Genomic DNA, 25,356 nt, shown 5'->3' on the forward strand with positions numbered 1-25,356 from the left:
GGGTCGCCGGGTTCGGCTGCCGAGAGCGGCTCGCGGGGCGAAACTGCGGTGAGCGGAAAGCCTGGTGCGTCCGGCCAGTCTGCTGAAGCCGCGAACCCCGCCGCGAAAGGCAAGAACCCCGAATACCGTGCCGCGGACGGGAAGCGCGATCCCTACGACTACCCGCGCGATTGGGAAGCCGACGTCGTCCTCTCCGACGGCGGCACTGTCCACTTGCGACCCGTCGTCCCCAGCGACGCCGACGGGCTCGTAGCCCTGCACAGCAGGCTTTCCGACCGCACCCGGTACTTCCGCTACTTCGGCGCCTACCCGCGCATCCCGCCGCGGGATCTGGAGCGGTTTTCCACTGTGGACCACCACGATCGGGTCGCGTTCGTGGCCTTGCTGGGAGACGACGTGGTCGCGGTGGGGCGCTACGAGAGGCTCGATCACGGGCCCTCGGCGGAGGTCGCGTTCGTCGTCGACGACAAGCATCAGGGGCGCGGGCTCGGGTCGATCCTGCTGGAGCACCTCGCCGCGGCCGCGTCGGAGTGCGGGTTGCGGCGGTTCGTGGCCGAGGTGCTGAGCGAGAACGCGACGATGGTGCGCGTGTTCCGCGACGCCGGTTACCAGGTCAGCCGCGCGATCGAGGAAGGCGTGCTGCATCTCGAGTTCGACATCGACCCCACCGAGGAGTCCCTTGCGGTCGCGCGGTCTCGGGAACAAGCCGCGGAAGCGCGGAGTGTGCACAATCTGCTCCACCCCGACACGGTGGCGGTGATCGGGGCCAGCGCGGATCCCACCAAGGTCGGGCATGTCGCGTTCGCGAACCTGCTCGCCGCCGATTTCGCGGGGGCGGTGTATCCGGTCAATCCGGAGCATCGGTCGGTGCGCGGGGTGCGGGCGTATCCGTCCGTGCTGGATATTCCGGATCCGGTCGATCTGGCGTTGGTGGCGGTTCCGGCGGAGGCCGTCGAATCGGTGCTGGACGCGTGTTTGGCCAAGGGCGTCAAAACACTCGTGATCGTCTCCGGTGGGTTCGCGGAGTCGGGGCCGCTCGGGTTGCACGCGGAGTTGCGGCTGGTCGGCGAGGCGCGGGCGCACGGGATGCGCGTGGTCGGGCCGAATGCGTTGGGGGTGCTGAACACCGCCAAGGACGTCCGGCTCAACGCGACGCTCGCGCCGCGGTTGCCGAAGCGCGGGCGGACCGGGTTCTTCTGCCAGTCGGGGGCGCTCGGAACGGCGATCCTGGCGGACGCGGGGTCGCGCGGGCTGGGTTTGTCGACGTTCGTGTCGGCGGGCAACCGGGCGGATGTGTCCGGCAACGACTTGCTGCAGTATTGGGAAACCGACCCGGACACCGACCTGGTGCTGCTGTATCTGGAGTCGTTCGGCAACCCGCGCAAGTTCGCGCGGCTGGCGCGCAGGCTGGCGCGGTCGAAGCCGATCGTGGCGGTGAAGTCGGGGCGGCACGCGGTGCGGCCGCAGCTCGCGGCGACGTCGGCGGAGGTCGACGAGGCCAGTGTGCAGGCACTGTTCGAGCAGGCCGGGGTCGTCCGGGTCGAGTCTCTGGCGCAGTTGTTCGACACCGCGCTCGTGTTCGCGCACCAGCCGCTGCCGGCGGGGCCGCGCATCGGGATCGTCGGGAACTCCAGTGCGATCGGGCTGCTGGCGGCCGATACGGCCCGCTCGGAGGGGTTGCGGCTGGCGTTCGATCCGGTCGACATCGGGCCGCAGGCCGGGCCGGACGAGTTCGCGACGGCGGTGCGGGAGGCGTTGGATTCGCCGGACACTGACGCGTTGATAGCGGTTTTCGCGCCGCCGGTGGCGATTCCTGGCACCGCGTACGCGCGAGCGTTGCGCGAAGCGGTGTCGGAGATGAAGCAGTCGAAGCCGATCGTCTCGACGTTCCTCGCTGCGGAAGGCGTGCCGGACGAGCTGGCGGTGCTTTCCGACGACGGGGTGCCGACGCGCGGGTCGATTCCGTCGTACTCGAGCCCGGAGCGCGCGGTGAACGCGTTGGCGCGCGTGGTGCGGTACGCCGCGTGGCGGCAGCGGCCGCAGGGGACGTTGGTGCGGCCCAGCGGTCTCCACGTCGAACAGGCGCAGGAGATCGTGCGCGAGTTGCTGCCGGAGGACGGCAGTTCGACGCTGCTGTCCGACGACGATGTGGTGCGGTTGCTCAGCTGTTACGGCGTGGACGTAGTGCCATTCCGGGTGGCTTCCAGCGAAGACGCGGCCGTCGGTGCGGCGGCTGAGCTTGGCTACCCCGTCACGCTCAAAGCGGTGGACGAGCGGTTGCGCGGACGGCCGGATCTCGCGGGCGTACGGCTTGACCTGACGTCTGAAGACTCCGTACGCGTCGCGTACCGGGATCTGTGTGCGGTATCCGGTGACGAAGACGTGTACGTGCAGCAGATGGCGCCAAAGGGGCTGTCGTGCGTGATCGGGCTGCAGGACGACCCGTCGTTCGGCACGCTCGTGTCGTTCGGGCTGTCCGGGTTGGTCAGCACGCTGCTCGGCGACCGCGCGTACCGGGCGGTGCCGTTGACAGACGTCGACGCGGCGACGCTGATCCGAGAGCCGCGTACGTCGCCGTTGCTGACGGGGTATCGCGGTGACGAGCCTGCGGACCTCGCGGCGTTGCAGGACATGGTGCTGCGCGTCGCGGCGCTCGCGGAGGACAACCCCGAGGTGCGGTCGTTGGCGTTGGATCCGATACTCGCGTCGCCGGACGGCGCATTCGTCGCCAACGCACGGTTGGTGGTGGGCGCACCGCCGACGCGGCCGGATACTGGACCGCGTCGGCTGCGGCACATCACGCCGTTGGACTGACCACCAGCTCGCCGAGGCCCAACAGTTGCTCCGTCGCGCCGCCGCTCATGAATTCCAGGCGTTTCGCGGCGGCGAAGTAGCGGTGCACGGGGTGTTCGACATCGATGCCGACTCCGCCGTGCAGGTGCACCGCGGTGTGCGCGACACGGTGTCCGGCTTCGGCGGCCCAGAACTTCGCGGTGGCGACATCTGCGGCGGCGTTGAGGCCTTCGGCGAGCTTCCAGGCTGCCTGCCACAGCGTCAGCCGTACGGCTTCGACGTCGATGTACGCGTCGGCGAGGCGGTGTCGCACGGCTTGGAAGCTGCCCAGCACCTTGTCGAACTGCTTGCGCTCGCGCGTGTACGCAGCCGTCAGCTCAAGCGCGCGTTCCAAGACGCCCAACTGTTGTGCGCAAGCGCCGAGCGTGCCGCGAAGGCGCAGCTGCTCGCCGACATCGCCGAGAGCGACTCCTGGAGTGTTGGACAGCGTGACGAGCCCGGCGTCCGCGTGATCGGTGGTGGACTGCGCTTCGATAGAGACCCCTACAGCGTCCTTCTCGACGATGTACACGCCGTCGTTGGCTTCGACGAGCAAGGCATCCGCGAAAGCCGCGAAGGGGACTGTGGTCTGCGTACCGGTAAGGCGTCCGTCTGAAGCGACGAAAGACCCTCCCAACGCGACAGCGAGCACGGCTTTACCGCGCGAAACCGGCAACAGCCATCGCTCAGCCAGCAATGGGTCCGTGAGCACCGAGCCAGCCTGGACGACCGACGACAGATAGGGGACCGGCGCGACCGCGCGGCCGATCTCGATCAGGACAGAACACTGTTCCAGCAAACCGAAACCGCCGCCGCCGACCGTCGCGGGCAGGGCTGCGTCGAGGACGCCGGAGCGGGCCAAAACAGTCCACAGTGGAGCGTCGAAGCCGCCGGATCCGTGCGGGCCCAGCGATTCCGCGGTGACCTGGTCGGCGAGGATGCGCCGGGCCAGGGCGGAGAGGTCGTTTTGTGCTTCGGTGAGGGAGAAGTCCACCGGGAGAACTCCTAACGCGTCACGGGCTGGCCGAGGGCGGTGGCGGCGACGATGTCGCGCTGCACCTCGTTGGTGCCGCCGCCGAAAGTGAGGATCAACGCCGAACGGTGCAGCCGTTCCAGCCGTCCCGCGAGCACCGCGCCGGGGGAGCCGTCGCGCACGACCGCGGCCGCGCCGACCACTTCCATCAGCAGCCGGTACGCCTCGATCGCCATCTCGGTGCCGTACACCTTGGTCGCCGACGCCTCCGCCGGACCGAGTTCGCTGGCCGCCGCGGCCCAGGCGATCTTCCAGTTGCGCAGCTTCAAGTACTCCGCGCAGGCGTGCACGCGCGCGAGGTGCGTCCGGACCCATTCGCGGTCGGTCAGCGACTCCGCGCGGGCCCATTCCACGACGTCGGCCAGGGCTTTCCGCACGGGCGCGGCCGAGGTCAGCGCGACGCGTTCGTGGTTGAGCTGGTTGGTGATCAGCGGCCAGCCCGCATTCTCCTCGGCGACCCGCGACGCGACCGGCACGCGGACGTCGTCGTAGTAGGTCGCGCTGGTCCCGGGGCCGGCGACGGTGTGCACCTTCGTCCAGGAGAAGCCCGGCGCGGAGGTCGGCACGATCAGGATCGACAGGCCCTTGTGCTTGCGCGCCTCCGGATCGGTGCGCGCGGCGAGCCACACGTAATCGGCGTACTCGATCAGGCTGGTCCACATTTTCTGCCCGTTGACCACGTACTCGTCGCCGTCGCGGGTCGCCCGCGTGCGCAGCGAGGCGAGGTCCGTGCCCGCGCCCGGCTCGGAGTAGCCGATCGAGAAATGCAGCTCGCCCGCGGCGATCTTCGGCAGGTAGAACGCCTTCTGCTCCGGGGTGCCGAACCGCATGATCGTCGGCCCGATCGTGTTCACCGTCAGAAACGGCACCGGCACCCCGGCGACCGCCGCCTCGTCGGTGAAGATCAGCTGGTCGAGCATGCTCCGGTCCTGGCCGCCGTACTCGCGCGGCCAGCCGAGCGCGAGCCAGCCGTCCTTGCCGAGCTGCCGCACGATTTCCTTGTACGCCAAGCCGTCACCGTACTCGCCGCCGGGCGCGGCGAGGCTTTCCCGCCGCGCGGGCGTCATCAGCTCGGCGAAGTACTCCCGCAGCTCGGCGGCCAGCGCCCGCTGCCGCGGCGTGTAGTCGATCCGCACCCGTCACCTCCACCCCGCCGGTCTCGTTGTGGTGTCGTACCGGGCCCCGGCGGTAAGCTAGAACCTGTTCTAGTTGTACCAGGAGTGGCGGACGGGAGGAAGCATGGAGGTCAGTGTCGACCGGTCGCTGTGCGAGGCGAACGCGGTCTGCGTGGGGTTCGCGCCGGAGGTCTTCGATCTCGACGACGACGAGAACCTGGTCATCGGACCGGTTCCGGACAGTGAAGTAGAACGTGTTTCGCAAGCGGTCCAGAGCTGCCCGAAGAACGCCCTGTTCACGACCGGTTAATCGGGGCTTGCTCAATACGAGAACAGATTCTAGTCTGTGCTGCGTCAGGCAGGCTTCGACGAGGAGGCTCGCGGGTGGAACCGTCGACGCGGAACACGAACGACGACCGGGCAGGTGCGGTTCGATGACGCTCGAGGGCAAGGTCGCTGTCGTCACCGGGGCAGGAGCGGGGCTCGGCCGGGCCGAGGCGCTCGCGCTGGCCCGCGAAGGCGCGTCCGTCGTGGTCAACGACATCGGCGAGGCGAAGGACGTCGTCGCCGAGATCGAAAAGCACGGCGGCAAAGCGCTCGCCGTCGCCGGCGACGTCTCGGCGGCCGAAACCGCGAAGGAACTGCTGTCCGCCGCGGTGGACCACTTCGGCAGCCTCGACATCGTCGTGAACAACGCGGGAGTGCTCCGCGACCGGATGCTGTTCTCGATGTCCGACGAGGACTGGGACAAGGTCATCGCGGTGCACCTGCGCGGGCATTTCCTGCTGTCCCGCAACGCCGCCGCGTACTGGCGCGATCGCTCCAAAATGGAGGGACGGCCGGTGTACGGCAGGCTGGTGAACACCGCTTCCGAGGCGTTCCTGGTCGGTTCTCCCGGTCAGCCCAACTACTCGGCGGCCAAGGCGGGGATCGCGGCGCTCACCGTGTCCGCGGCGCGCGGGCTGGCGAAATACGGCGTGCGCGCCAACACGATCTGCCCGCGTGCCCGCACCGCGATGACCGCGGATGTCTTCGGCGAAGCACCCAAGGACGGGCTCGATCCGTTGTCAGTCGAACACGTTGCTCCGTTTGTCGCATTCCTCGCTTCGCCGGACGCGGACGCCGTCAACGGCCAGGTTTTCGTCGTGCACGGCGGCATGGTCGCCTTGCTGAAGCCGCCGTCGGTGGAGGAGCGGTTCGACGCCGCGAACGGCGCCTGGACCACCGGCGAACTCGCCGCGACCGTCGGCGCGCACTTCGCCGGTCGGGACCCGGAGCGGATGTTCGCCGCGACCGATCTGCTTTCGCTGCCCTGAACCCGGAGGACGCATGACTGAGCACCGGCTTTCCGGCAAGGTCGCCCTCATCACCGGCGCTGCCCGAGGACAGGGCGCGGCCGCCGCGCGGGCGTTCGTCGCCCAAGGCGCGAAAGTGGTGATCGCCGACGTTCTGGACGAGGAGGGCAAAGAGCTCGCCGCCGAACTCGGCGCGTCGGCGGTGTTCTGCCATCTCGACGTGAGCGACGAGGACGGCTGGACCGCGGCGGTCGAGCGCACGGTGACCGAATTCGGGCCGCCGACGGTGCTGGTCAACAACGCCGGGGTGCTGTACTTTTCGGAGCTCGCGAAGACGCCGCTGGCCGAATACGAACGCGTCGTGCGGATCAACCAGATCGGGGCGTTTCTCGGCATGCGCTCGGTCGTTGAACCCATGGCCGGGGCCGGCGGCGGCTCCATCGTCAACGTGTCCTCTGTGGAGGGTCTGGCCGGGATGCCGTTCCTCGTCGCCTACACGGCGACCAAATTCGCGATCCGCGGGATGACCAAGGTCGCCGCGCTGGAACTGGGCGCGCGCGGGATCCGGGTCAACTCGGTGCACCCGGGCATGATCGACACGAAGATGGTGTCCGACGCGGCGGGCGCGGACGTGGACGTGTCCTGGGTGGGCAAGAAGGTCGCGCTCGGCCGGGTCGGCCGCGCCGACGAGATCGCGCCGCTGCTCGTGTTCCTCGGCAGCGACGAGAGTTCGTACTGCACGGGCGGCGAGTTCGTCGCCGACGGCGGGGCTACCGCGACCCACGCGTTGAAACTGTGAACGGTGCTGGTGCGCCTAAGGTGACGACTGGGGGCCGAAGGGACGGGAGTGAACACCGCTAACCGAAATCGGCGGGCGGGGATGGGCAAGACTCGGGGGTGACTACTGGGAGGTGCGGTGGGCGGAAGCGGCTCGGTCACTCTCCCGGGCACCGCGGCGCTGACCCAGGTCGGCCGGCTCGCCACGCTGTCCTGGGAGGTCCTGCGGGCGATCTTCAAACGCCCGTTCCAATTCCGCGAATGGATCCAGCAGTGCTGGTTCTTCGCGAGCGTGACCATCCTGCCGACGGCCTTGGTCGCGATCCCGTTCGGCGCCGTCATCGCGCTGCAGCTCGGATCGCTGACCACGCAGATCGGCGCGCAGTCGTTCACCGGCGCGGCCAGCGCGCTCGCGATCGTGCAGCAGGCGAGCCCGCTGATCACCGCGCTGCTGGTGGCCGGGGCCGGAGGAAGCGCGGTCTGCGCCGATATCGGCGCGCGCAAGATCCGCGAGGAAATCGACGCGATGGAAGTGCTCGGCGTCAACCCGGTGCAGCGCATCGTGGTGCCGAGGGTGCTCGCCGCGATCGTGGTGGCGGTGCTGCTCAACGGCCTGGTCAGCGTGGTCGGCGTGCTCGGCGGCTACTTCTTCAACGTCGTCCTGCAAGGCGGGACGCCCGGCGCGTACCTGGCCAGCTTCAACGCGCTCGCGCAGGTGCCGGACCTCTGGATCAGCGAGATCAAGGCGTTCCTGTACGGCTTCGTCGCGGGCGTGGTCGCCGCGTTCCGCGGGCTGAACCCGGCGGGCGGCCCGAAGGGCGTCGGCGACGCGGTGAACCAGGCGGTGGTGATCACCTTCCTGCTGCTGTTCCTCATCAACGTCGTGCTGACCGCCGTGTACCTCAAAGTCGTGCCCCCGAAGGCGTTGTGACATGACGGCCGAACCGATCGAGCAGACCCGCGCGTCCGACCGGACGCTCGAAATCATCGCGCGCCCCGGCGCGAGTCTCGAAGGACTCGGGAAGCAGCTGTCGTTCTACGGCCGGGCGCTCGCCTGGTCGCCGCGCACCGTCCGCCGCTACGGCCGGGAAACCACGCGGCTGCTCACCGAAGTCTGCTTCGGCACCGGCGGGCTCGCGGTGATCGGCGGAACGCTCGGCGTGATGATCGGCATGACGCTCTTCACCGGCCTCATCGTGGGCCTGCAGGGGTATTCGGCGCTGAATCAGCTCGGCACCGCCGCGCTCACCGGGTTCATTTCGGCCTACTTCAACACCCGCGAGGTCGCTCCGCTGTCGGCCGGGCTCGCGCTGTCGGCCACCGTCGGCTGCGGGTTCACCGCCCAGCTCGGCGCGATGCGGATCTCCGAGGAGATCGACGCGCTCGAAGTGATGGCCGTGCCGAGCATGCCGTACCTGGTCACCACCCGCGTGCTCGCCGGGGTCACCGCGGTGATCCCGCTGTACGCGGTGGGCCTGCTGTCCTCGTATCTCGCGTCGCGGCAGATCACCATCTGGCTCTACGGCCAGTCCGCGGGCACCTACGACCATTACTTCACGCTGTTCCTCCCCCCGGAGGACGTGCTGTGGTCGTTCGCGAAGGTGATCGTGTTCAGCGTGCTGGTGATCCTTTCCCATTGCTACTACGGCTATACCGCGTCCGGCGGGCCGGCCGGGGTGGGCATCGCGGTGGGCCGCGCGGTGCGGACGTCGATCGTGCTGATCTCGGTGCTGGACTTCTTCCTGAGCCTCGCGATCTGGGGCGCGAACACGACAGTGCGGATATCCGGATGAGTACCCGTCGAGAGTTGCGCAAACGGCTCCAGTACCAGCTGCTGGGGCTGATCTTCCTGGTCGTGGCGGCGCTGTTCTTCACGACGACGATCGCCGCGTACCGCAAGGTGTTCACGCCGGTGACGCTGGTGAAGCTGGAGACCGACCACGTCGGCAGCCAGCTGCGCGTCGGCGGCGACGTGAAGGTGCGCGGCATGCTCGTCGGCGAGATCCGCGACGTGCGGGCGGTCGGCGACCACGCGGAGCTCGAACTGGCGCTGCAGCCGGACAAGACCGACGTGATCCCGGCGAACGTTTCGGCGCGGCTGCTGCCGAAAACGCTGTTCGGCGAACGGTACGTCGCGCTCCAGCTGCCCGAACAGCCGCAGCGGCCGATCAAGGCGGGCGACGTCATCCCGCAGGACCGCAGCAGCACCGCGATCGAGCTGGAGCAGGTGCTCAACCACGTCATGCCGCTGTTGCGGGCGGTGCAGCCGGAGAAGCTTTCGAGCACGCTCAACGCCGTGTCCGCCGCGCTCGACGGACGCGGCAAGAAGCTCGGCGAAACGCTGACTCAGCTGTCGGACTACCTCGGCCAGCTCAACCCGTCGCTGCCCGACCTCAAGGCGGACATCACCGGGCTGGCCAACGTTTCCGGCATTTACGACAAGGCCGCCCCGGACGCGCTGCAGGCGCTGTCGGACCTCACCACGACGACGCAGACGATTGTGGAGAAACAGCGCGGCCTGACCGATCTGTACTCCTCGGTCAGCGGCACCGCGACCGACCTGACGCGCTTCCTGGAAGTCAACAAGGACAACATCATCCGTCTCACCACCGCCGTGCAGCCCACGCTCGACGTGCTCGCGAAGTACGCGCCGGAATACCCGTGCCTGCTCAAGCAGCTCGCCGGGTCGGTGCCGACCGCCGAGCTGGCGTTCGGCAAGGGCACCGCGCATCCGGAGGTCAGCCGCGTGACGATCGAGTTCTCGGCGAGCCGCGGCAAGTACCTGCCCGGCGTCGACGAGCCGAAGTACGACGACAAACGCGGCCCGCGCTGCTACCCGCAGGTGCCGAAACCCGGGCGCTGGCCGCAGTATCCGCCGGACGGCCCGGTGAAGGACGGGGCGACCAAACCCGCCCCGCCGCACGATCCGGACGGCACGCTGCCGAGCGACTTCACCAACGGCCCGCTGCCCGGCGGGTCGGGATCGACCGGCGGCGCGCCGAGCATCGTCGGGTCGGCCGACGAGCAGAAGCTGCTCGACCTGCTCGCCTCGCCGACGCTGAACACCAGCCCGGAGAACGTGCCGGGCTGGTCGGCGCTGCTGGTCGGGCCGCTGTACCGCGGGGCGGAGGTGGAGCTGAAATGAGGTCGTTCGTTCCGGCGCTGGTCAAGATCGGCATTTTCGCCGTGGTCACCGTGCTGCTCACCGGGATCCTCGCCACCACGATCGCGAACACGAACTTCGGCGGCACCGCGTCCTACATCGCGAAGTTCACCGACGCGTCCGGCCTGCAAGCGGGCGACGACGTGCGGATCTCCGGCGTGAAGGTCGGCCAGGTCGAGACCATCGGGGTCGATCAGGGCGAGCAGAACTACGCCGAGGTCCGGTTCCTCGTCGAATCGGCGTACAAGCTGCCCTCGCTCGCCACCGCGACCATCAAGTACCGCAACCTCGTCGGCCAGCGCTACCTCTCGCTCGGCACCGACGTCAATGGCGGCGGCACGCTGTCCCCCGGCGACACCATCCCGCCGGAGCGGACGAAACCGGCGCTGAACCTGACGGTGCTGTTCAACGGGTTCAAACCGCTGTTCAAGGCGCTGAACCCGAAGGAGGTCAACCAGCTTTCCGCCGAGATCGTGCAGGTGTTCCAGGGCGAGGGCGGCACGATCACCAGCCTGCTGTCGCACACCGCGTCGATCACGACGGCGATCGCGGGCAAGGACAAGGTGATCGGGCAGGTCATCGACAACCTCAACCAGGTGCTCAGCACGGTCAACGCGCGCGGCACGCAACTCGGCGACCTCGTCGACCAGACACAGCGGCTGGTGAGCGGGCTGGCCGAGCAGCGCAAGCCGATCGGCGACGCAGTGGGCGCGCTCGGCGACCTGACCAACGCGACCGCCGGGCTGCTCGCCGACGCCCGTCCCGCGGTGCAGGAGGACGTGACCCAGCTCGGGAAGCTGTCGAACAACCTCAACGATTCGCAGCCGCTCATCGAGCATCTGCTGCAGGTGCTGCCGGGCAACCTGGAGAAGTTCACCCGGACCCTGAGCTACGGCAGCTGGTTCAACTACTACCTGTGCGGGATCGAAGGCACCATCGGCGTTTCCTCGCTCGACGTGACGCTGCCGATCGTGCCGATTCCCGGCACCGAACGCGCGCCGAGGTGTGGGCCGTGAAACGACTGAAGGACCGGAACCAGGCCAGCGTCGGCGCGGTGACGCTGGTGCTCATCGTGCTGATCACCGCGGTGACGTACTTTTCCGACAGCATCCCGATGTTCGGCAACGGCACCACCTACACCGCGGCGTTCGCCGAGTCCGCCGGGCTCGCGCCGGACAACGAGGTGCAGGTCGCCGGCGTCAAGGTCGGGCAGGTGACCTCGGTGGAGCTGGGGCACAAACAGGTGCTCGTGAAGTTCCGGGTGAAGGGCGTGCGGGTCGGCGACGCGTCGACGGCCTCGATCGAGATCAAGACGCTGCTGGGGGAGAAGTACCTCGCTTTGGACACGAAGGGCGGCGGCACCCAGTCACCCGGCGACACCATCCCGGTGCAGCGGACGCGGACGCCGTTCCAGTTGCAGGACGCGTTCAACCAGCTGTCCACGACGGTCGGCGACATCGATACGAAACAGCTGGCGCAGAGCTTCACCGCGCTGTCGGATTCCCTTAAGGACAGTCCGCAGTACTTGAAGGACACGCTGTCCGGGCTGTCGGCGTTGTCGAAGACGGTGTCCTCGCGCGACGCCGATCTGCACGCGCTGCTGTCCAACACGAGCAAGATCTCGAAGACGCTGTCCGACCGGAACGCCCAGTTGCAGCAGGTGATCAGCGACGGCAATCTGCTGCTGACCGAGCTGCAGCAGCGCCGCGAGCAGATCAGCACGCTGCTCAAGGGCACGCAGCAGATTTCGCAGCAGCTGTCCGGGCTGGTCGCGGACAACCGCACGCAGATCGGGCCGACGCTCGCCGCGCTCGGGAAGGTCACCGACGTGTTGCAGCGCAACCAGGGCAACCTCGACCGGAGCCTGCAGCTGATGGCCCCGTTCGCCCGGGTCGGCGCGAACGCGACCGGCAACGGGCGCTGGTTCGAGGGGTACCTGTGCGGCCTGCTGCCGCCGACGATCACGGCGGGCGGGCTGTCGATCAACCCGGAGGGCTGCACGCCGCCGATCTCCGCGCCTGATCAGGGGGTGGGTGGCCGATGACTACCGCCGACGTTCGTGTTCCCGCGGAGGCGTCATGACTGTTGAGACTCGCGCCGGACGAAGTCTGGTCACCTGGCTTGGGTTCGCTTGTGTGGCAGCGCTTCTGCTCACCGCGGGCATCTACCTCGTGCTGCGCGACACCGGCGGAACCAAAATCTCGGCGTACTTCGGGAAAACCGTCGGCCTTTACGCCGGTTCGTCCGTGCGAGTGCTGGGCGTCGCGGTCGGCGAGGTCACCGCGGTGACTCCGGCGGGCCAAGCGGTGCGCGTGGACATGAAGGTGAACGACGACGTCCCCATCCCGAAGGACGTCGGCGCGGTCGTCGTCTCGCCGAGCCTGGTGAGCGACCGGTACGTCCAGCTGACCCCGGCCTACGACAGCGGTCCGACGCTCGCGAGCGGAACCGTGCTGGCGCGCGACAAAACCGCGACGCCGGTCGAACTGGACGACCTCTACGCGAGCCTCGACAAGCTGTCCACCGCGCTCGGACCCAACGGGGCCAACAAAAACGGCGCGTTCTCCGATCTGCTCGACACCGCCGCGGCCAACCTCAAGGGCAACGGCAAGGACCTGAACTCGACCGTCAGCAGGCTGGCCGAACTGGCCGGCACGCTCGACGATTCGAAGGACGACCTGTTCTCCACGGTGAAGAACCTGAACTCCTTCACCTCCGCGCTGTCCCAGAGCGACAGTCAGCTCAACGAGTTCTACCAGCGGCTCGCGGACGTCAGCGGATTCCTCGCCGACGATTCGCACGACGTCGGGGCCGCACTCGATTCGCTGGCCACGTCGCTGCAGGACGTGAAGCAGTTCGTGGCGGACAACAAGAACGGGCTTTCGTCCAATGTGGCCAAACTGGCGTCGCTCACCAAGGTGCTGGTGGACCAGCGGGCCGCGCTCGCCGAGGTGCTCGACATCGCGCCGACCGGCGCGACGAACTTCATCAACACCTACGACGCGGCGTCCGGCACGATCGCGGTGCGCGACAACCTGAACGAGATCACCAACCCGCCGATCCTCACCGTGTGCCGGCTGATCAGCGCGGGCACGCCGAAGCCGATTCCGGACACGCTCGGCAGCATCTGCAAGAAGCTCGCGCCGGTGCTCGACGGCACGCTGAAGCTGCCGTCCATCCCGCAGGCGATCAACTCGCTGGAGAACGGCCAGCTGCCGCCGTTGCCGCTGCCGCTGTCGGACGTGCTGACGCAGAAACCCGGAGGCGCCAAGTGAACCGCCTCCGCAAACGACTGGCGGGCGTGCTCGCCGGAGTCCTGGTGCTCGCCGGATGCAGCGACGGCGGGTTCAACGGGCTGTACTCGACGCCGTTGCCCGGCGGCCCGGACGTCGGCGACCACCCGTACCACGTCACCGCGCTGTTCACCGACGTGCTGGACCTGGTGCCGCAGGCGAACGTGAAGGTGAACGACGTCGCGGTCGGACGGATCGACCGGATCGCGCTCACCCCGGACACGCGCGCCGCGCTCGTGTCGATGACGGTGAACGGCGACGTCCAGCTGCCCGCCAACGCACGCGCCGAACTGCGCCAGTCCAGCTTGCTCGGCGAGAAGTTCGTGCAGCTGAGCGCGCCGACGGCGGAGAAGCCGTCCGGCAAGCTCGCCGACGGGGCGCAGATCCCGCTCGGCCGCACGAACCGCAACCCGGAGATCGAAGAGGTGCTGGGCGCGTTGTCGCTGCTGCTCAACGGCGGCGGCGTCGACCAGTTGCAGAACATCAGCCACGAACTCAACGACGCGCTGTCCGGCAACGAACCGCAGATGCGCGCGCTGCTGTCCCGAGTGGACGACCTGGCCACCCAGCTGGACGGGCACAAGGGCGAGATCCTGCGCGCGATCGACGGACTGGACAAGCTGTCGACCACGCTCGCCGGGCAGAAGCAGAACCTCGCCACCGCGCTGGACAAACTCGCGCCCGGGCTGAAGATCGTCGCGGACCAGCGCGACCAGCTGGTGGGGATGCTGAACGCGCTGAACAAGCTGTCCGGCGTCGCGGTGGACACGGTGAACCGCAGCCGCGACCAGCTCGTCGCGAACCTCAAGGCGCTGGAGCCGACGCTGCGCCAGCTCAGCGCGGCGGGCCAGGATCTGCCGCACGCGCTGCAGATCCTGCTCACCTACCCGTTCCCGGACTACGCGGGCAACGTGATCAAGGGCGACTACGCGAACGTCGACGCGCGGGTCAACCTCGATCTCGACAAGCTGGTGCAGAACTTCACGAACTCGTCGCAGCCGCCGTTCCAGTTGCCGACGACGCCCGCGACCGGCGGCGCTCCTCCCGTTGCCGGGCAAGGGACGCCGCAGCTTCCGTTGCCGTTGCCCGCCACCCCGCCGCCCGCGGGCGGCACGAAGCCGGGGTACGGCGGGGTGCTGGGCGGGTTGCTCGGCGGTCTGGGGGGAGGCGGCTGATGACCACGCGCAAAATCCGGATCCAGCTGCTGGTGTTCTTCGTGATCGCCGTCGTGTCGGTCACGTACGCGGGCGGGCATTACGCCGGTCTCGACCGGATCTTCGGCAACCGCGGCTACCACGTGACGCTCCAGCTGCCCGACTCCGGCGGGATTTTCGTCAACTCCGAGGTCGCCTACCGCGGTGTCACGGTCGGCCGGGTCGGCGACATGACGCTCACCCCGCACGGCATCGACGTCCGGCTCGACATCGACTCGGGCGGCCCGGACATCCCGTCCGCGCTGCACGCCCAGGTCGCGAACCGGTCGGCGGTGGGGGAGCAGTTCGTGGACCTGCTGCCCGACCGCGAGTCCGGGCCTTACCTGGAGGACGGAGCGGTGATCACGCAGGACCGCACGTCGCTCCCCGCGACGCCGGATTCCGTCCTGTCGCATCTCGACGGCCTGGTCGCGAGCGTCCATCCGGAGTCGCTGAAGACCGTGGTGGACGAGACATACGACGCGTTCGCCGGTTCCGGGCCGCAGCTGCAGAAACTGTTGGACAGCACCAGTTCGCTCACCGCGACGGCCGCGCAATACGTGCCGGACACGCAAGGGCTGCTGGCGAATTCCCGCACGGTGTTCGCGACGCAGGAGAGGCAGGCGCAGAACATCACGGCGTTCGCGTCCGGGCTGAAGACGATCGCCGGGCAGCTGAAGTCGTCGGATCCGGCCATCCGCAAGGTGATCGACGAAGCACCGCAGCTGAGCCGGCAGATCAGCGACGTGCTCGCGACTTCCGGGACCGATCTCGGCGTGCTGTTCGCGAACTCGCTCACCACCGCGCAGGTCACCTCGATGCGGAAGGACGCGATCGAGGAACTGCTGGTGGCGTATCCGGTGATCTCGGCGTTCTCGCCGTCGACTTCGCCGGACGGCACCGGGCATCTGGGCGTGGTGTTCAACTTCTTCGATCCGCATTCGTGCACGAAGGGCTACGAGGGCACGAAACAGCGCCCGGCCAACGACACGAGCGAAGCGCCGGTCAACATGAACGCTTACTGCGCGGAGCCGCCGGGCAGCCCGGTCGAGGTTCGGGGCGCGCAGAACGCGCCGTACGCGGGGAAGCCGCCCGCGATTCCGGCTGCGCCCCAGGCTTCCGCGCCTTCGGACCAGGGTTCGCAGCAGCAGTTGCCGGGTCTGCTGGGGCAGCTGAGCGCGCCGCCGAAGGGCGGGCTCGGCGCGTTGCTGGGCGGTTCGTGATGGCTGTGGATACCGCGGAGAAGGACGAGGTCGTCCCGGCGCAGTCCTTGCGGAACGGACGGGTGCTGACCGTGCTGGCCGTCGTCGCGGTGCTGGCCGCCGCGTGGTTCGGCTGGTCGTGGTGGAGCGCGGCGCATGACGACGGCCTCGCCCGCGGCCGCGCCCGGGACGCGGTGCTGGCCGCCGCGAGCACCGAGCTGGTCACGCTCAACACGATCGACTACCGCACCAGCGCGGTCGACGTGGACGCTGGATCGCCGCGACGACCGGGCAGTACGGCAAAGACCTCTCCGGCGACCGGCAACTGCAGATCGACCGCGCGAAACGCACCAGAACCGTGTCGACGGCTTCCCTGGTGCAGGCCGCGGTCACCGACCTGAACCCCGCCGCGGGCACGGCGCGGCTGATCGCGGTCCTGAACGTCCGCGTGAGCACCGGCGATGGCGCTCCTTCGGCGAAGCAGGCGCGCTTGGCCGTGGACTTCGCGCGAGACGGCGAGACGTGGAAGATCGGCGGCGTCCAGGCGGTGGGCTCGTGAACCGGCGGACGATCGCTGCCGGCGTGCTCGGGGTCGCGCTGACGTGCGCGGTGTGGTTCGGGGTGCAGGCGTCGCTGCTGCACCCGGAGGACGACGAGGCGATGGTCGACACCGCAGCCACTTCGCAGGTCGCCGACCAGGTCAGCGCTGCGGTCAAGGCAGTTTTTTCGTACGACTACGCGAACCTGGACCGCACGGCTCGCGCCGCGGCCGACGTGCTGACCGGCTCGGCGGTGGGGCAGTACCAAAGCCAATTCGCCGCGGCACGCCAACGCGCGACGAACGAAAAGCTCGTCCGGACAACGACAGTGCGCGCGATCGGGGTCCGCTCCCTGCACGGCGACGACGCGAGCCTGCTGCTTTTCCTTGACCAGCAAACGATCCTGCCCGGTGGTGGCGCGCCTCAGTCGTCGGTGGGACAGCTGTCGGTGACCGCGCATCGCACCGACGGGCAGTGGAAGATCACCGCGCTGGATCCGCTGTAACCGTCCGGTCGAGCAGTGCGCCGACGTCTTTCGCGAGAGACACCGACGCCTCGATCTCGACCTTGCGGATCGAGACGCTCTCCACGAGGAAGCCGAACGGCATCCCGAGCTTGCGGCAGAAGGCAGCCAGCTCGCGGGCGTTCGCCAGGCACTGCTCGTACGACTCGGCCAGCGTGTCGTCCGCGTGGCGCAGGGAATTCTCCAGCCAGCGGGGGACGTGGACGCCGAGCCACTTGAGGAACGCCAGCGTTTTCGCCGAACCGCAGACGGAGAGGGTGAAGAGGACCGGTTTGGGTTCGAGCTGCTGCTCGCGGCAGGCGTAGAAGTAGTCGGAGACCATGCTCTTGGCCGCGTCGGTGCTGTAGATCACCTGCGAGATGAAGTACGCGCAGCCTGCCTGCTGTTTGGCGATCAGCCGCAGGTGCTCGTCGGGCCGTTCGGTGATGGCGACGCCGCCGAGCAGCAGGTCCGGCCGGACGTTCCGGCGGAGCGCCTGCGCTTCGGGCAGGCTCGTGTGCACCTCTTTGTGCTGGGAAGACGCCCCGACGAAGACGGACAGCACGCGGTCGGTGTCGGCGGCCCGCAGCCACTCCCGCAGCTCGGCCTCGGGGTATTTGCCGACGCACCGGTAGATGACCGCCGGACGGTCCCACTCGCTGAGATAGTCCGCGTGGTAGACGGCCGGGTCGAGGGTCGGCAGGTAGGGGAACGGCCGCTCGTCCGGGTTGCGGTCGCTCTCGTCGTCGATGTCGTAGAGGGCGAGCCCGTCGACGTCGAGGGAACCGAGCCGCGCCAGCGTGGCGGCGGTGATCTCCTGGATCCGCTCCGGGGAGGTGCTGAGGCGGGGCGGGGTGATGCCGAACAGGAGGACGCCGCGGTCGGGGCTGGTCAGCAGCTGCTGGAGAGTGTGGTCCGCCATGGGCGGAAGTTAGCAGCCGGGACCGTCAGGTCGCGGCCCGGCGCTGGATCACTGTGTCCAGCGCCGCGCGGGACGACTGGAGCCGGGCCAGCGGCGCGTCGATGCGGTCGCGTTCGCCGCGCAGCTTTTCGAGCACCCCGTCGCAGGCGGGCGTGAGCGGCTCGTCCCGCACGCACGAGCCGATCTCGGCGATGGTCGCGGTCGGCAGGCCCGCGGCGAGCAGTTCCCGGATGCGCCGCACCGCTCCGGCGTCGGCCTCCGCGTAGTCGCGGTAGCCGTTCGGGGCGCAGGCCCTGTTTTTCGTAGTACCGCAGGAGTTGCTCGTCGACGCCGGTCCGCTGGGACAGCTGCGAGCCTGCTGCGCCGCGGCGCGCAGGTGCGTGCGCTGGTCCGGCCTGGGAGCGCGGGGGCCGAAGCGGCGCGGACGCTGAAGGAACGGGGAGCGGAAATCGTGCCGGGCACGCTCGAACGCCCCGACCGCGCGCTGGACGGCGTGGACGTGGTCGTCTCGGCGGTGCAGGCGTTCGCGGGCGCCGGGGTTCAGGTGACGTCCGTCCTCAGCGGAGCGTTTCACGAGGTGATGACCGCGCCGTTCCTGGAAATCGTGGACTGGGAGAAGGGAACGTTCAGCTATTGGGGCGACGGCGACCAGCCCTGCGATTTCACGACCGTCGCGGACACCGCCGCCTGCACCGCCGCGGTGACGCTGGACGCGGACGTCTCCGGACCGGTCCGGGCGAGGCGGTCCGTGAAGGGCTCCTTGCGGGAATCAGATTCCCGCAAGGAGCCCTTCACGGACCTTCGGCGGACGCTGGCGAGGATCGCGACAGCAAGAGGCCACCGGGCTCACTCCGCGAACGGACCGCCGTCCCCGAAGACCTGCTTCGCGAACCGTTCTCCCACCAACCGGTGCGTAGCCGCGTCCGGGTGCAGCGCGTCCGGCAGCGGATGTGCGGCGAAATCCTCTTCTCCGTACAGCGAAAGCCCGTCCACGTAATGCAACGCCGGATCTTCCCGAGCGCGAACGGCCCGTTCCAGTTCTTCCCGGATCACCTTCAACGTCAGCTTCCCCTCCGCCACGGAGGCCGGGTCGCCGGTCGCGCGAAACTTGAGCGTTCCGCTGCTGAAGTCCGGCGCGCCCGGACCCGGCGTGTCCTCGTGGATCGGGCACAGCAGCGCCGAAATCACCACCAGCGGAACGTCCGGATGCCCCTCCCGGATCGTGTCCAGGAACCCGTGCACGGCCGGGCCGAAAGCGCGCAGCCGCATCAGGTCCGCGTTCACCACGTTGATCCCGAGCTTCACGCTCACCAGGTCCGCGGGCGTGTCCCGCATCGCCCGCGCGGTGAACGGGTCCAGCAAAGCGCTCCCGCTGAAGCCCAGGTTGATCAGGTCCACCCCGGCAGCGGCGGCGGCCAGCGCGGGCCACGTCTGCGACGGGCCCGCCGCACCAGTGCCGTGGCTGATCGAGCTGCCGTGGTGCAGCCAGACGCGTCGCGCGGGCGGCAGCGGAGTGACCGGCGCGGTGGTGCGCAGTTCCAGCAGCCGAGTGGTTTCGTTGTACGGCAACCAGATCTCGACGTCCTTGACGCCGGAAGGCAGGTCGGAGAAGCGGACCGTGCCGGACGGGCCGGGGCGGGTTTCGCCGGCGCCGGTCATCATGTCGAGGATCAGTTCGTCGCCGCCGGAGACGGTCGCGGACCCTGCCGGGCGCCCGTTCAGCACCAGCTCGTACACGCCGTCCGGCAGCGGCGGCACGCCGACATAGCCGACCTTCGTGCGGTGGGTGTCCAGTTCGATCGCGCTCGACTCGGTCCGGAACGCCAAGCGCACGCCGGACGGCTGGGTCTCGGCCATCGCGAGCCTGCTGTCGGTGTTCTGCGCCCGCGCGCGTGCGGTCAGCCGGTGCGGCAGCAAGCCCTGCGGCGTGCGTTCCAGCTCGAGTGCACCGCGCACGAACTCTTCGCCGATCTCGGTGGTGATCCACTGCATGCCGCCGAGTCTGCCGTCCGCGGCGGCGCGCCGCCAACGGGATATCAGCCGTCCCAGACCCCGGCGCCCTGGCGCACCACGGCGACCGGGGCGGCCTCGGCGGACGGCCACAGGTCCAGCACGTACCGGAAATGCTCGCCGAACTCGTGGTCGTGCCATTCCGCGTCCGGCGGCCCGCTCTCCACATAGGACACTCGGACCCGGTACCGGCCGGGCGGGACCGCGATCCGGTGCTCCCGGCCGGCGTAATCGGCGGGACCGGCCAGCGTCGCCTCGCCGCCGGGGACGTCGAGATCGGCTTCCACCACGTGGGACGCGTCCGGCAGCACTGGCGGCGCGGACGTGGCGACCGACACGTCGACCTCGACCCAGTCGGACCGCGCGGTCGCCACGGAGAGCGACGACGGCTCTACCGCGACGCGGTGCTCCGACACCGCCTCGTCGGTCCACCCGCCGTCGCCGGGACGCCAGGCGTCCTTGTCCCGCAAGGAAAACTGCCGTTGCTCGGCATGCACCAGGTACCGCACGCGCCCCACGCTAGCCCACCGGAGCCGGGGGTCACCCGAACTGGGTTGCGCGAGCGGTTTAGCGTGGTGATATGACCACAGCTCCTGTCGATGTCGACACTGCCCGTCGCGACTACGCCGCGCTGGTCGAGCGCGGCCTGTCCCTGGACATCACCCGCGGCAAGCCGTCGCCCCGGCAGCTCGACCTCTCCGCGGATCTCCTGACGCTGCCGAACGGCCAGTACAAGGCCGAGGACGGCACCGACACCCGCAACTACGGCGGGCTCAAGGGGCTGCCGGAGCTGCGCCGCGTCTTCGCCGGCGCCCTGCAGGTGCCGGTGGACCAGCTGTTCGCGGCCGGCAACTCCAGCCTGGAGCTGATGCACGACACCATCGCGCAGGCGATGCTGAGCACCCTGCCGGGCGCGCCGCGCCGCTGGGCCGACGAGCCCCGCATCGCGATGCTGTGCCCGGTGCCCGGCTACGACCGGCACTTCGCGCTCGCCGAGCGGTTCGGCATCGAGCTGATCCCGGTGCCGATGACCGAGACCGGCCCGGACATGGACGTCGTCGAGCGGCTCGTCGCCGAGGACGCCGCGGTCAAGGGCATCTGGTGCGTGCCGAAGTACTCCAACCCGACCGGCGTCACCTTCAGCGCCGAGGTCGCCGGACGGCTCGCCGCGATGCCGGCCGCCGCGCCGGACTTCCGGATCATCTGGGACAACGCCTACGCGGTGCACCACCTCACCGACGACGAGCCGGAGCTGGCCGACATCCTCGCCCTCTGCGCCGAGGCCGGGAACCCGGACCGCGCGTTCGTGTTCGGCTCCACCTCGAAGATCACCTTCGCCGGGGCGGGCGTCGGGTTCTTCGGCGCGTCCGAGGCCAACCTCGCCTGGTGGCAGAGCGTGCTCAGCAAGCGCACCATCGGCCCGGACAAGGTCAACCAGCTGCGCCACGCGCTGTTCCTCAAGGACGCCGACGGCGTCCGCGCGCTGATGCGCAAGCACGCGGAGCTGATCGCGCCCAAGTTCGCCGCCGTCGACCGCATCCTCACCGAGGAGCTGAGCGACCTGGCGTCCTGGACCAAGCCGACCGGCGGCTACTTCATCTCGCTGACCGTGCCCGAGGGCACCGCGAAGGAGGTCGTGCGGCTGGCCAAGGAGGCGGGCGTCGCGCTGACCCCGGCCGGGGCCACCCACCCGTACGGCAACGACCCGGCCGACGCGGTCATCCGCATCGCGCCGACCTTCCCCGAGCTGGCCGAGGTGGAGGAGGCCGTCCGCGCCCTCGCCGTCTGCGTGCGGCTCGCGGTCGCCCAGCGCGCCTGATCGACCGGTCTGTGCCGCCGCCACCCGCTACGGTGGCGGCGGCACAGTCGTATCCAGGGGGGCACGATGCGGGTTTTGATCGCCGGCGGCGGAGTCGCGGGCACGGTCACGGCGATGGCGCTGCGGCTCGCCGGGCATGAGCCGGTCGTGTACGAGGCGCATCCCAGCGGGGGAGCGGACGCGGGCGCGTTTCTCGTCGTGATGCACAACGGCATGAACGCGTTGCGGGCAATCGACGCCGACACCCCGGTGATCGAGGCGTCCTTCGCTTCCACCGGCATGGAGCTCGTCGGCCCGGACGGAACCACGCTCGGCGCGCACGAGTTCGACCCGGAACTCGACGGCCCGCGCACTCTCACGCGCGCGGCGCTTTACCGTGCGCTGCAACAAGAAGCGGAACGGCGGGGCATCGAGATCGTCCACGGCAAACGCTTGGTCTCCGCCGCCGACGGCGTCACCGCCACTTTCCAGGACGGCACCACCGCGTCCGGCGATCTGCTCGTCGGCGCGGACGGTCTGCATTCCGTCGTCCGCACGCTCATCGACCCCGACGCCGAGCCGCCGCGCTTCACCGGCTTGACCGTCGTTTACGGCTACACCCGCGCCGAAGGTCTTCCCGCCGCGCCCGGCATCTACCGCATGTTCCGCGGCAGCCGCGCCGCGTTCGGCTACACCACCGACCCGGACGGCGCGACGTACTGGTTCGCGCGCGTCCCCGACCGCGAACGCTCGCGCGCCGAGATCGCCGCCGTCACCCCGGAAGGCTGGCGCGAGTTCACCCATGCCGCCTTCGCGGACGACCCGCTGCCGTGCGCCGCGATCGTGGCCGCGACCGGCGACGACGTGCACGGCGGCCACTCCTACGACCTGCCGACCACCCGCGTGTGGTCGACGTCGTCGATGGTCCTGGCCGGAGACGCCGCGCACGCAGCCTCCCCGGCGGCCGGGCAAGGCGCCTCGATGGCGCTGGAAGACGCGGTGGTGCTCGGCCAGTGCCTGCGCGATCTGCCGGACGCGCCCGCCGCGTTCGCCGCTTACGACCGGCTGCGGCGCGCCCGGGTCGAGAAGCTCGTGGCGGCCAGCGCGGGCCAGGACGTCGGCGGCGAGCGAGGCTGGGCATACCGGCATCATCTGGACTGGACCGCGCGAATCACAGCGTGAGCGGCCCGCCGACGATACGATCCGCGCATGACTCAAGCCGCGCCACCTCAGCAGTTCCCGATCCTGCTGTCGACCATGAACGATCTGCCCGGGTACCGCGTAGTCCGCGTGTTCGGCGAGGTTTTCGGGCTCACCGTCCGCAGCCGCAACATGTTCTCCAACATCGGCTCCGGGTTCAAGGCGATGGGAGGCGGCGAGCTCAAGGGGCTCACGAAGCTGCTGTCCGACTCGCGCCACGAAGCCCTCTTCCGGCTGTGCCAGGAAGGCATGCAGCACGGGGCCAACGCGGTGCTGGCGTTGCGCTTCGACTGCAACGAGATCGCCGGCACGGCCAGCGAAATCGCCGCGTACGGCACCGCGGTGTACGTGGTCCCGGAGGGCGCTCCGCAGCAGCAGCAACAGCAGGCGCCCCAGCAGCAGGCTCCGCACCAGCAGCAGGCCCCGCAGCAGTACGCGCAGGCGCCGCAGCAGCAATACCAGGCTCAGCCGCCGCAGGCCTGAGCGCCACGGCAGGCTTGCCCGTGCGTCCGGCCGTCCGGTGGATGCACTGGCGCTAGCGGGCGAGGCCGGAAAACGTCTTCTCCGCCCCGGACAGCGGCCCCGGTGCGCAACCCGTTGATCGCGGAGACGAAGGACTCGGCCAAGGCGTGACGGACGAAAAAGGCCCGCACCGGGAATGGTGCGGGCCTTCTTTCGTCCGGGTCACTTCCGGTACAGCGCCTCGATGTCGGAGGCGTAGTTCTTGTTCACCACGTTCCGCTTCAGCTTCAGGCTCGGCGTGATCTCGCCGCCCGCCTCGGTGAAGTCGTTCGCCAGCACGGTGAACTTCTTGATCGCCTCCGCGTGCGACACCTGCTTGTTCGCCTCGTCGACCGCCGCCTGGATCTCCGCGCGCAGGTCCGCGTCGTCGGCCAGTTCGGAGACCGTCGCCGCTTCCGGCTTGCCGTGCTGGGCTTTCCAGGCCGGGAAGTACTCCTCGTCGATCGTCACCAGCGCGGCGATGAACGGCCGCTGGTCGCCGACCACCATCACCTGGCTCACCAGCGGCGCGGCCTTGATGGTGTCCTCGAGCCCGGACGGGGCGACGTTCTTGCCGCCCGCCGTCACGATGATCTCCTTCTTGCGGCCGGTGATCTTGAGGAAGCCTTCCTCGTCCAGCTCGCCGAGATCGCCGGTGTGGAACCAGCCGTCGGTGAGAGCTTCCGCGGTCGCCTCCGGGTTGTTGTAGTACCGGCCGAACACGACGTCGCCCTTGAGCAGGACCTCGCCGTCCTCGGCGATGCGCACCGAGGTGCCCGCGACCGGACGCCCGACGGTGCCGACGCGGAACGCCGCGCTGGTGTTCACGTTCGCCGCGGCGGACGTTTCGGTGAGGCCGTAGCCCTCGAACACCGGCACGCCGATGCCGCGGAAGAAGTGTGCCAGCCGTGCGCCGAGCGGGGCTCCGCCGGACACCGCGGCGATGCAGCGGCCGCCCAGCGCGGCGCGGAGCTTGCCGTACACCAGCTTGTCGAACATCAGGTGCTTCGCGCGCAGGCCGAGCCCGGCGCCGCCCTTTTCCTGCGCCTCGCTGTACGCGACCGCGGTGGCCTCGGCGGCGTCGAAGATCTTGCCCTTGCCGTCGGCGTGCGCCTTCTGCTTGGCGGTGTTGTAGACCTTCTCGAACACGCGCGGCACGGCGACCACGAACGTCGGCCGGAAGGTGCCGAGGTCCGGGACCAGATTCTTCACGTCCGGCGTGTGGCCGAGAGTGACGCGGGCGGTGAGCGCGGTGATCGCGATCGCGCGGGCGAGGATGTGCGCCAGCGGCAGGAAGCACAGCAGCGAGTTGCCCTGCTCCATCAGCTCCGGGAAGGCCTCGATGTCCGCGCGGATCTCGGCGAGCAGGTTCCGGTGGGTCAGCTCGACGCCCTTGGGCCGCCCGGTGGTGCCCGAGGTGTAGACGATGGTGGCCGTCTCGTTCGCGGTCACGCCGCGGCGGCGGGTGTGCAGGTCCTCGTCGGAGACCTCGGCGCCCAGCGCGGTCAGCTCGTCGACCGCGGGGGAGCCGCCCTCGATCTGCCAGGTGTGCTCCAGTGTGCTGAGCCGCCCGCTGACCTCCTCGACCGCTTTCCGGTGCGCGGAGGTCTCCACGACGACGGCCTTGGCCGCCGAATCGGAAAGGATCCAGTACACCTGTTCGGGCGAAGACGTTTCGTAGATCGGCACGGTGATCGCGCCGGCGGCCCAGATCGCGAAGTCGACCAGCGTCCACTCGTAGCGGGTCTTCGACATCAGCGCGACCCGGTCGCCGTGCCCGACGCCCGCCGCGATCAGGCCCTTGGCCACGGCCGCGACCTGGTCGGCGAAGTCCTTCGCGGTCACGTCGAGCCAGGTGCCCTCGACCTGCCTGCGGAAGCTGACCACGTCGGAGAACCGCTCCGCGTTCGCCCAGACGACATCGGCCAGGTTCTCGTCGTCGGTCACCGGTTTCCCGGCGGGGGCGCTGTATTCGCGCACG

At 69.5% G+C, this 25,356-nt stretch carries 23 protein-coding genes and 1 pseudogene; 17 read left to right on the forward strand and 7 right to left on the reverse strand.

The window, feature by feature from the left end; all coding sequences use genetic code 11:
* Positions 1 to 48: 48 nt before the first annotated feature.
* A complete protein-coding gene (locus H5411_RS29350; protein WP_312878647.1) occupies positions 49 to 2,814 on the forward strand; it encodes a bifunctional acetate--CoA ligase family protein/GNAT family N-acetyltransferase in 2,766 nt (921 codons plus the stop codon).
* Here H5411_RS29350 and H5411_RS29355 read toward each other — a convergent pair.
* Both H5411_RS29355 and H5411_RS29360 read right to left on the reverse strand, forming a co-directional pair.
* Positions 2,798 to 3,826: an acyl-CoA dehydrogenase family protein gene (locus H5411_RS29355; protein ID WP_183125700.1), complete on the reverse strand. Its 1,029-nt coding sequence runs from the start codon at positions 3,824 to 3,826 to the stop codon at positions 2,798 to 2,800. The two genes, H5411_RS29350 and H5411_RS29355, sit on opposite strands and share 17 nt — an antisense overlap.
* An 11-nt stretch (positions 3,827 to 3,837) precedes the next feature.
* Positions 3,838 to 5,001, reverse strand: a complete 1,164-nt coding sequence (locus tag H5411_RS29360; RefSeq protein ID WP_101434834.1) for an acyl-CoA dehydrogenase family protein — start codon at positions 4,999 to 5,001, stop codon at positions 3,838 to 3,840.
* A 103-nt stretch (positions 5,002 to 5,104) separates the two neighbouring features.
* Here H5411_RS29360 and H5411_RS29365 point away from each other — a divergent pair, with 103 nt between their 5' ends.
* The 13 genes and pseudogenes from H5411_RS29365 (at position 5,105) to H5411_RS29425 (ending at position 16,947) form a co-directional block, all read left to right on the forward strand.
* Positions 5,105 to 5,290, forward strand: coding sequence for a ferredoxin (locus H5411_RS29365; protein WP_101434833.1), 186 nt, complete (start codon positions 5,105 to 5,107; stop codon positions 5,288 to 5,290).
* A 124-nt stretch (positions 5,291 to 5,414) separates the two neighbouring features.
* Positions 5,415 to 6,296 carry a 3-oxoacyl-ACP reductase gene (locus tag H5411_RS29370; protein ID WP_101434832.1) on the forward strand — a complete coding sequence of 294 codons (882 nt, stop codon included), beginning with the start codon at positions 5,415 to 5,417 and terminating at the stop codon, positions 6,294 to 6,296.
* Positions 6,297 to 6,309: 13 nt separating this feature from the next.
* Positions 6,310 to 7,074, forward strand: coding sequence for a glucose 1-dehydrogenase (locus tag H5411_RS29375; protein ID WP_101434831.1), 765 nt, complete (start codon positions 6,310 to 6,312; stop codon positions 7,072 to 7,074).
* A gap of 117 nt (positions 7,075 to 7,191) precedes the next feature.
* Entirely contained in the window at positions 7,192 to 7,983 is a 792-nt protein-coding gene (locus tag H5411_RS29380; protein ID WP_101434830.1) for an MlaE family ABC transporter permease, read from the forward strand.
* A 1-nt stretch (position 7,984) separates the two neighbouring features.
* Positions 7,985 to 8,845 carry an MlaE family ABC transporter permease gene (locus tag H5411_RS29385; RefSeq protein WP_101434829.1) on the forward strand — a complete coding sequence of 287 codons (861 nt, stop codon included), beginning with the start codon at positions 7,985 to 7,987 and terminating at the stop codon, positions 8,843 to 8,845.
* Positions 8,842 to 10,197 (forward strand): MCE family protein, encoded by a 1,356-nt coding sequence (locus H5411_RS29390; protein WP_101434828.1) that lies wholly within the window; start codon positions 8,842 to 8,844, stop codon positions 10,195 to 10,197. Before H5411_RS29385 ends, H5411_RS29390 begins: the two co-directional genes overlap by 4 nt.
* Positions 10,194 to 11,231 (forward strand): MCE family protein, encoded by a 1,038-nt coding sequence (locus H5411_RS29395; protein ID WP_101434827.1) that lies wholly within the window; start codon positions 10,194 to 10,196, stop codon positions 11,229 to 11,231. The genes H5411_RS29390 and H5411_RS29395 overlap by 4 nt, the downstream gene beginning before the upstream one ends.
* Entirely contained in the window at positions 11,228 to 12,259 is a 1,032-nt protein-coding gene (locus H5411_RS29400) for an MlaD family protein (RefSeq protein ID WP_167441850.1), read from the forward strand. The genes H5411_RS29395 and H5411_RS29400 overlap by 4 nt, the downstream gene beginning before the upstream one ends.
* A 34-nt stretch (positions 12,260 to 12,293) precedes the next feature.
* Positions 12,294 to 13,490: an MCE family protein gene (locus H5411_RS29405; RefSeq protein WP_101434825.1), complete on the forward strand. Its 1,197-nt coding sequence runs from the start codon at positions 12,294 to 12,296 to the stop codon at positions 13,488 to 13,490.
* Positions 13,487 to 14,683 carry an MCE family protein gene (locus tag H5411_RS29410; protein WP_101434824.1) on the forward strand — a complete coding sequence of 399 codons (1,197 nt, stop codon included), beginning with the start codon at positions 13,487 to 13,489 and terminating at the stop codon, positions 14,681 to 14,683. The genes H5411_RS29405 and H5411_RS29410 overlap by 4 nt, the downstream gene beginning before the upstream one ends.
* Complete coding sequence (locus H5411_RS29415; protein WP_101434823.1) at positions 14,683 to 15,924, forward strand: MCE family protein; 1,242 nt, start codon at positions 14,683 to 14,685, stop codon at positions 15,922 to 15,924. The genes H5411_RS29410 and H5411_RS29415 overlap by 1 nt, the downstream gene beginning before the upstream one ends.
* Positions 15,924 to 16,462: pseudogene (locus H5411_RS29420) on the forward strand (hypothetical protein). Before H5411_RS29415 ends, H5411_RS29420 begins: the two are co-directional and overlap by 1 nt.
* Positions 16,459 to 16,947 (forward strand): hypothetical protein, encoded by a 489-nt coding sequence (locus H5411_RS29425; RefSeq protein ID WP_244194541.1) that lies wholly within the window; start codon positions 16,459 to 16,461, stop codon positions 16,945 to 16,947. The pseudogene H5411_RS29420 and the gene H5411_RS29425 overlap by 4 nt, the downstream one beginning before the upstream one ends.
* Here H5411_RS29425 and H5411_RS29430 read toward each other — a convergent pair.
* From H5411_RS29430 to H5411_RS29445, 4 genes are all read right to left on the reverse strand, one after another.
* Entirely contained in the window at positions 16,925 to 17,866 is a 942-nt protein-coding gene (locus H5411_RS29430) for a methylenetetrahydrofolate reductase (RefSeq protein ID WP_101434822.1), read from the reverse strand. The genes H5411_RS29425 and H5411_RS29430 overlap by 23 nt on opposite strands.
* 25 nt (positions 17,867 to 17,891) lie before the next feature.
* The gene (locus tag H5411_RS49835) at positions 17,892 to 18,440 is read right to left on the reverse strand and encodes a MerR family transcriptional regulator (protein WP_244194540.1); all 549 of its coding nucleotides are present in this window, start codon (positions 18,438 to 18,440) and stop codon (positions 17,892 to 17,894) included.
* A 272-nt stretch (positions 18,441 to 18,712) separates the two neighbouring features.
* Positions 18,713 to 19,858, reverse strand: a complete 1,146-nt coding sequence (locus H5411_RS29440; protein ID WP_101434821.1) for a GDSL-type esterase/lipase family protein — start codon at positions 19,856 to 19,858, stop codon at positions 18,713 to 18,715.
* Positions 19,859 to 19,902: 44 nt separating this feature from the next.
* A complete protein-coding gene (locus H5411_RS29445) occupies positions 19,903 to 20,385 on the reverse strand; it encodes a hypothetical protein (protein WP_101434820.1) in 483 nt (160 codons plus the stop codon).
* A 71-nt stretch (positions 20,386 to 20,456) separates the two neighbouring features.
* On the opposite strand from H5411_RS29445, the gene H5411_RS29450 reads away from it, so the two are divergent.
* The 3 genes from H5411_RS29450 (at position 20,457) to H5411_RS29460 (ending at position 23,357) form a co-directional block, all read left to right on the forward strand.
* On the forward strand, positions 20,457 to 21,695 hold the full coding sequence (locus tag H5411_RS29450; RefSeq protein ID WP_101434819.1) for an aspartate aminotransferase type Ic: 1,239 nt from the start codon (positions 20,457 to 20,459) through the stop codon (positions 21,693 to 21,695).
* A gap of 66 nt (positions 21,696 to 21,761) precedes the next feature.
* On the forward strand, positions 21,762 to 22,856 hold the full coding sequence (locus tag H5411_RS29455) for an FAD-dependent monooxygenase (RefSeq protein WP_101434818.1): 1,095 nt from the start codon (positions 21,762 to 21,764) through the stop codon (positions 22,854 to 22,856).
* 27 nt (positions 22,857 to 22,883) lie between these two features.
* Positions 22,884 to 23,357, forward strand: a complete 474-nt coding sequence (locus H5411_RS29460; RefSeq protein ID WP_101434817.1) for a YbjQ family protein — start codon at positions 22,884 to 22,886, stop codon at positions 23,355 to 23,357.
* Between the two features lie 201 nt (positions 23,358 to 23,558).
* Here the strand turns inward: H5411_RS29460 and H5411_RS29465 are convergent, their stop codons facing one another.
* Entirely contained in the window at positions 23,559 to 25,355 is a 1,797-nt protein-coding gene (locus H5411_RS29465) for an AMP-dependent synthetase/ligase (RefSeq protein WP_101434816.1), read from the reverse strand.
* Between the last annotated feature and the right edge of the window lies 1 nt (position 25,356).

This window comes from Amycolatopsis echigonensis (genome assembly GCF_014174495.1).
GTDB classification, from domain to species: Bacteria; Actinomycetota; Actinomycetes; order Mycobacteriales; family Pseudonocardiaceae; genus Amycolatopsis; species Amycolatopsis echigonensis.

Excerpts from the sequence above, each read along its gene's own strand:
- H5411_RS29365 (WP_101434833.1), top strand. The coding sequence starts at position 5,105 with ATGGAGGTCAGTGTCGACCGGTCGCTGTGCGAGGCGAACGCGGTCTGC.
- H5411_RS29370 (WP_101434832.1), top strand. The coding sequence starts at position 5,415 with ATGACGCTCGAGGGCAAGGTCGCTGTCGTCACCGGGGCAGGAGCGGGG.
- H5411_RS29375 (WP_101434831.1), top strand. The coding sequence starts at position 6,310 with ATGACTGAGCACCGGCTTTCCGGCAAGGTCGCCCTCATCACCGGCGCT.
- H5411_RS29385 (WP_101434829.1), top strand. The coding sequence starts at position 7,985 with ATGACGGCCGAACCGATCGAGCAGACCCGCGCGTCCGACCGGACGCTC.
- H5411_RS29390 (WP_101434828.1), top strand. The coding sequence starts at position 8,842 with ATGAGTACCCGTCGAGAGTTGCGCAAACGGCTCCAGTACCAGCTGCTG.
- H5411_RS29395 (WP_101434827.1), top strand. The coding sequence starts at position 10,194 with ATGAGGTCGTTCGTTCCGGCGCTGGTCAAGATCGGCATTTTCGCCGTG.
- H5411_RS29405 (WP_101434825.1), top strand. The coding sequence starts at position 12,294 with ATGACTGTTGAGACTCGCGCCGGACGAAGTCTGGTCACCTGGCTTGGG.
- H5411_RS29415 (WP_101434823.1), top strand. The coding sequence starts at position 14,683 with ATGACCACGCGCAAAATCCGGATCCAGCTGCTGGTGTTCTTCGTGATC.
- H5411_RS29430 (WP_101434822.1), bottom strand. The coding sequence starts at position 17,866 with ATGGCGGACCACACTCTCCAGCAGCTGCTGACCAGCCCCGACCGCGGC.
- H5411_RS29440 (WP_101434821.1), bottom strand. The coding sequence starts at position 19,858 with ATGCAGTGGATCACCACCGAGATCGGCGAAGAGTTCGTGCGCGGTGCA.
- H5411_RS29450 (WP_101434819.1), top strand. The coding sequence starts at position 20,457 with ATGACCACAGCTCCTGTCGATGTCGACACTGCCCGTCGCGACTACGCC.
- H5411_RS29455 (WP_101434818.1), top strand. The coding sequence starts at position 21,762 with ATGCGGGTTTTGATCGCCGGCGGCGGAGTCGCGGGCACGGTCACGGCG.
- H5411_RS29460 (WP_101434817.1), top strand. The coding sequence starts at position 22,884 with ATGACTCAAGCCGCGCCACCTCAGCAGTTCCCGATCCTGCTGTCGACC.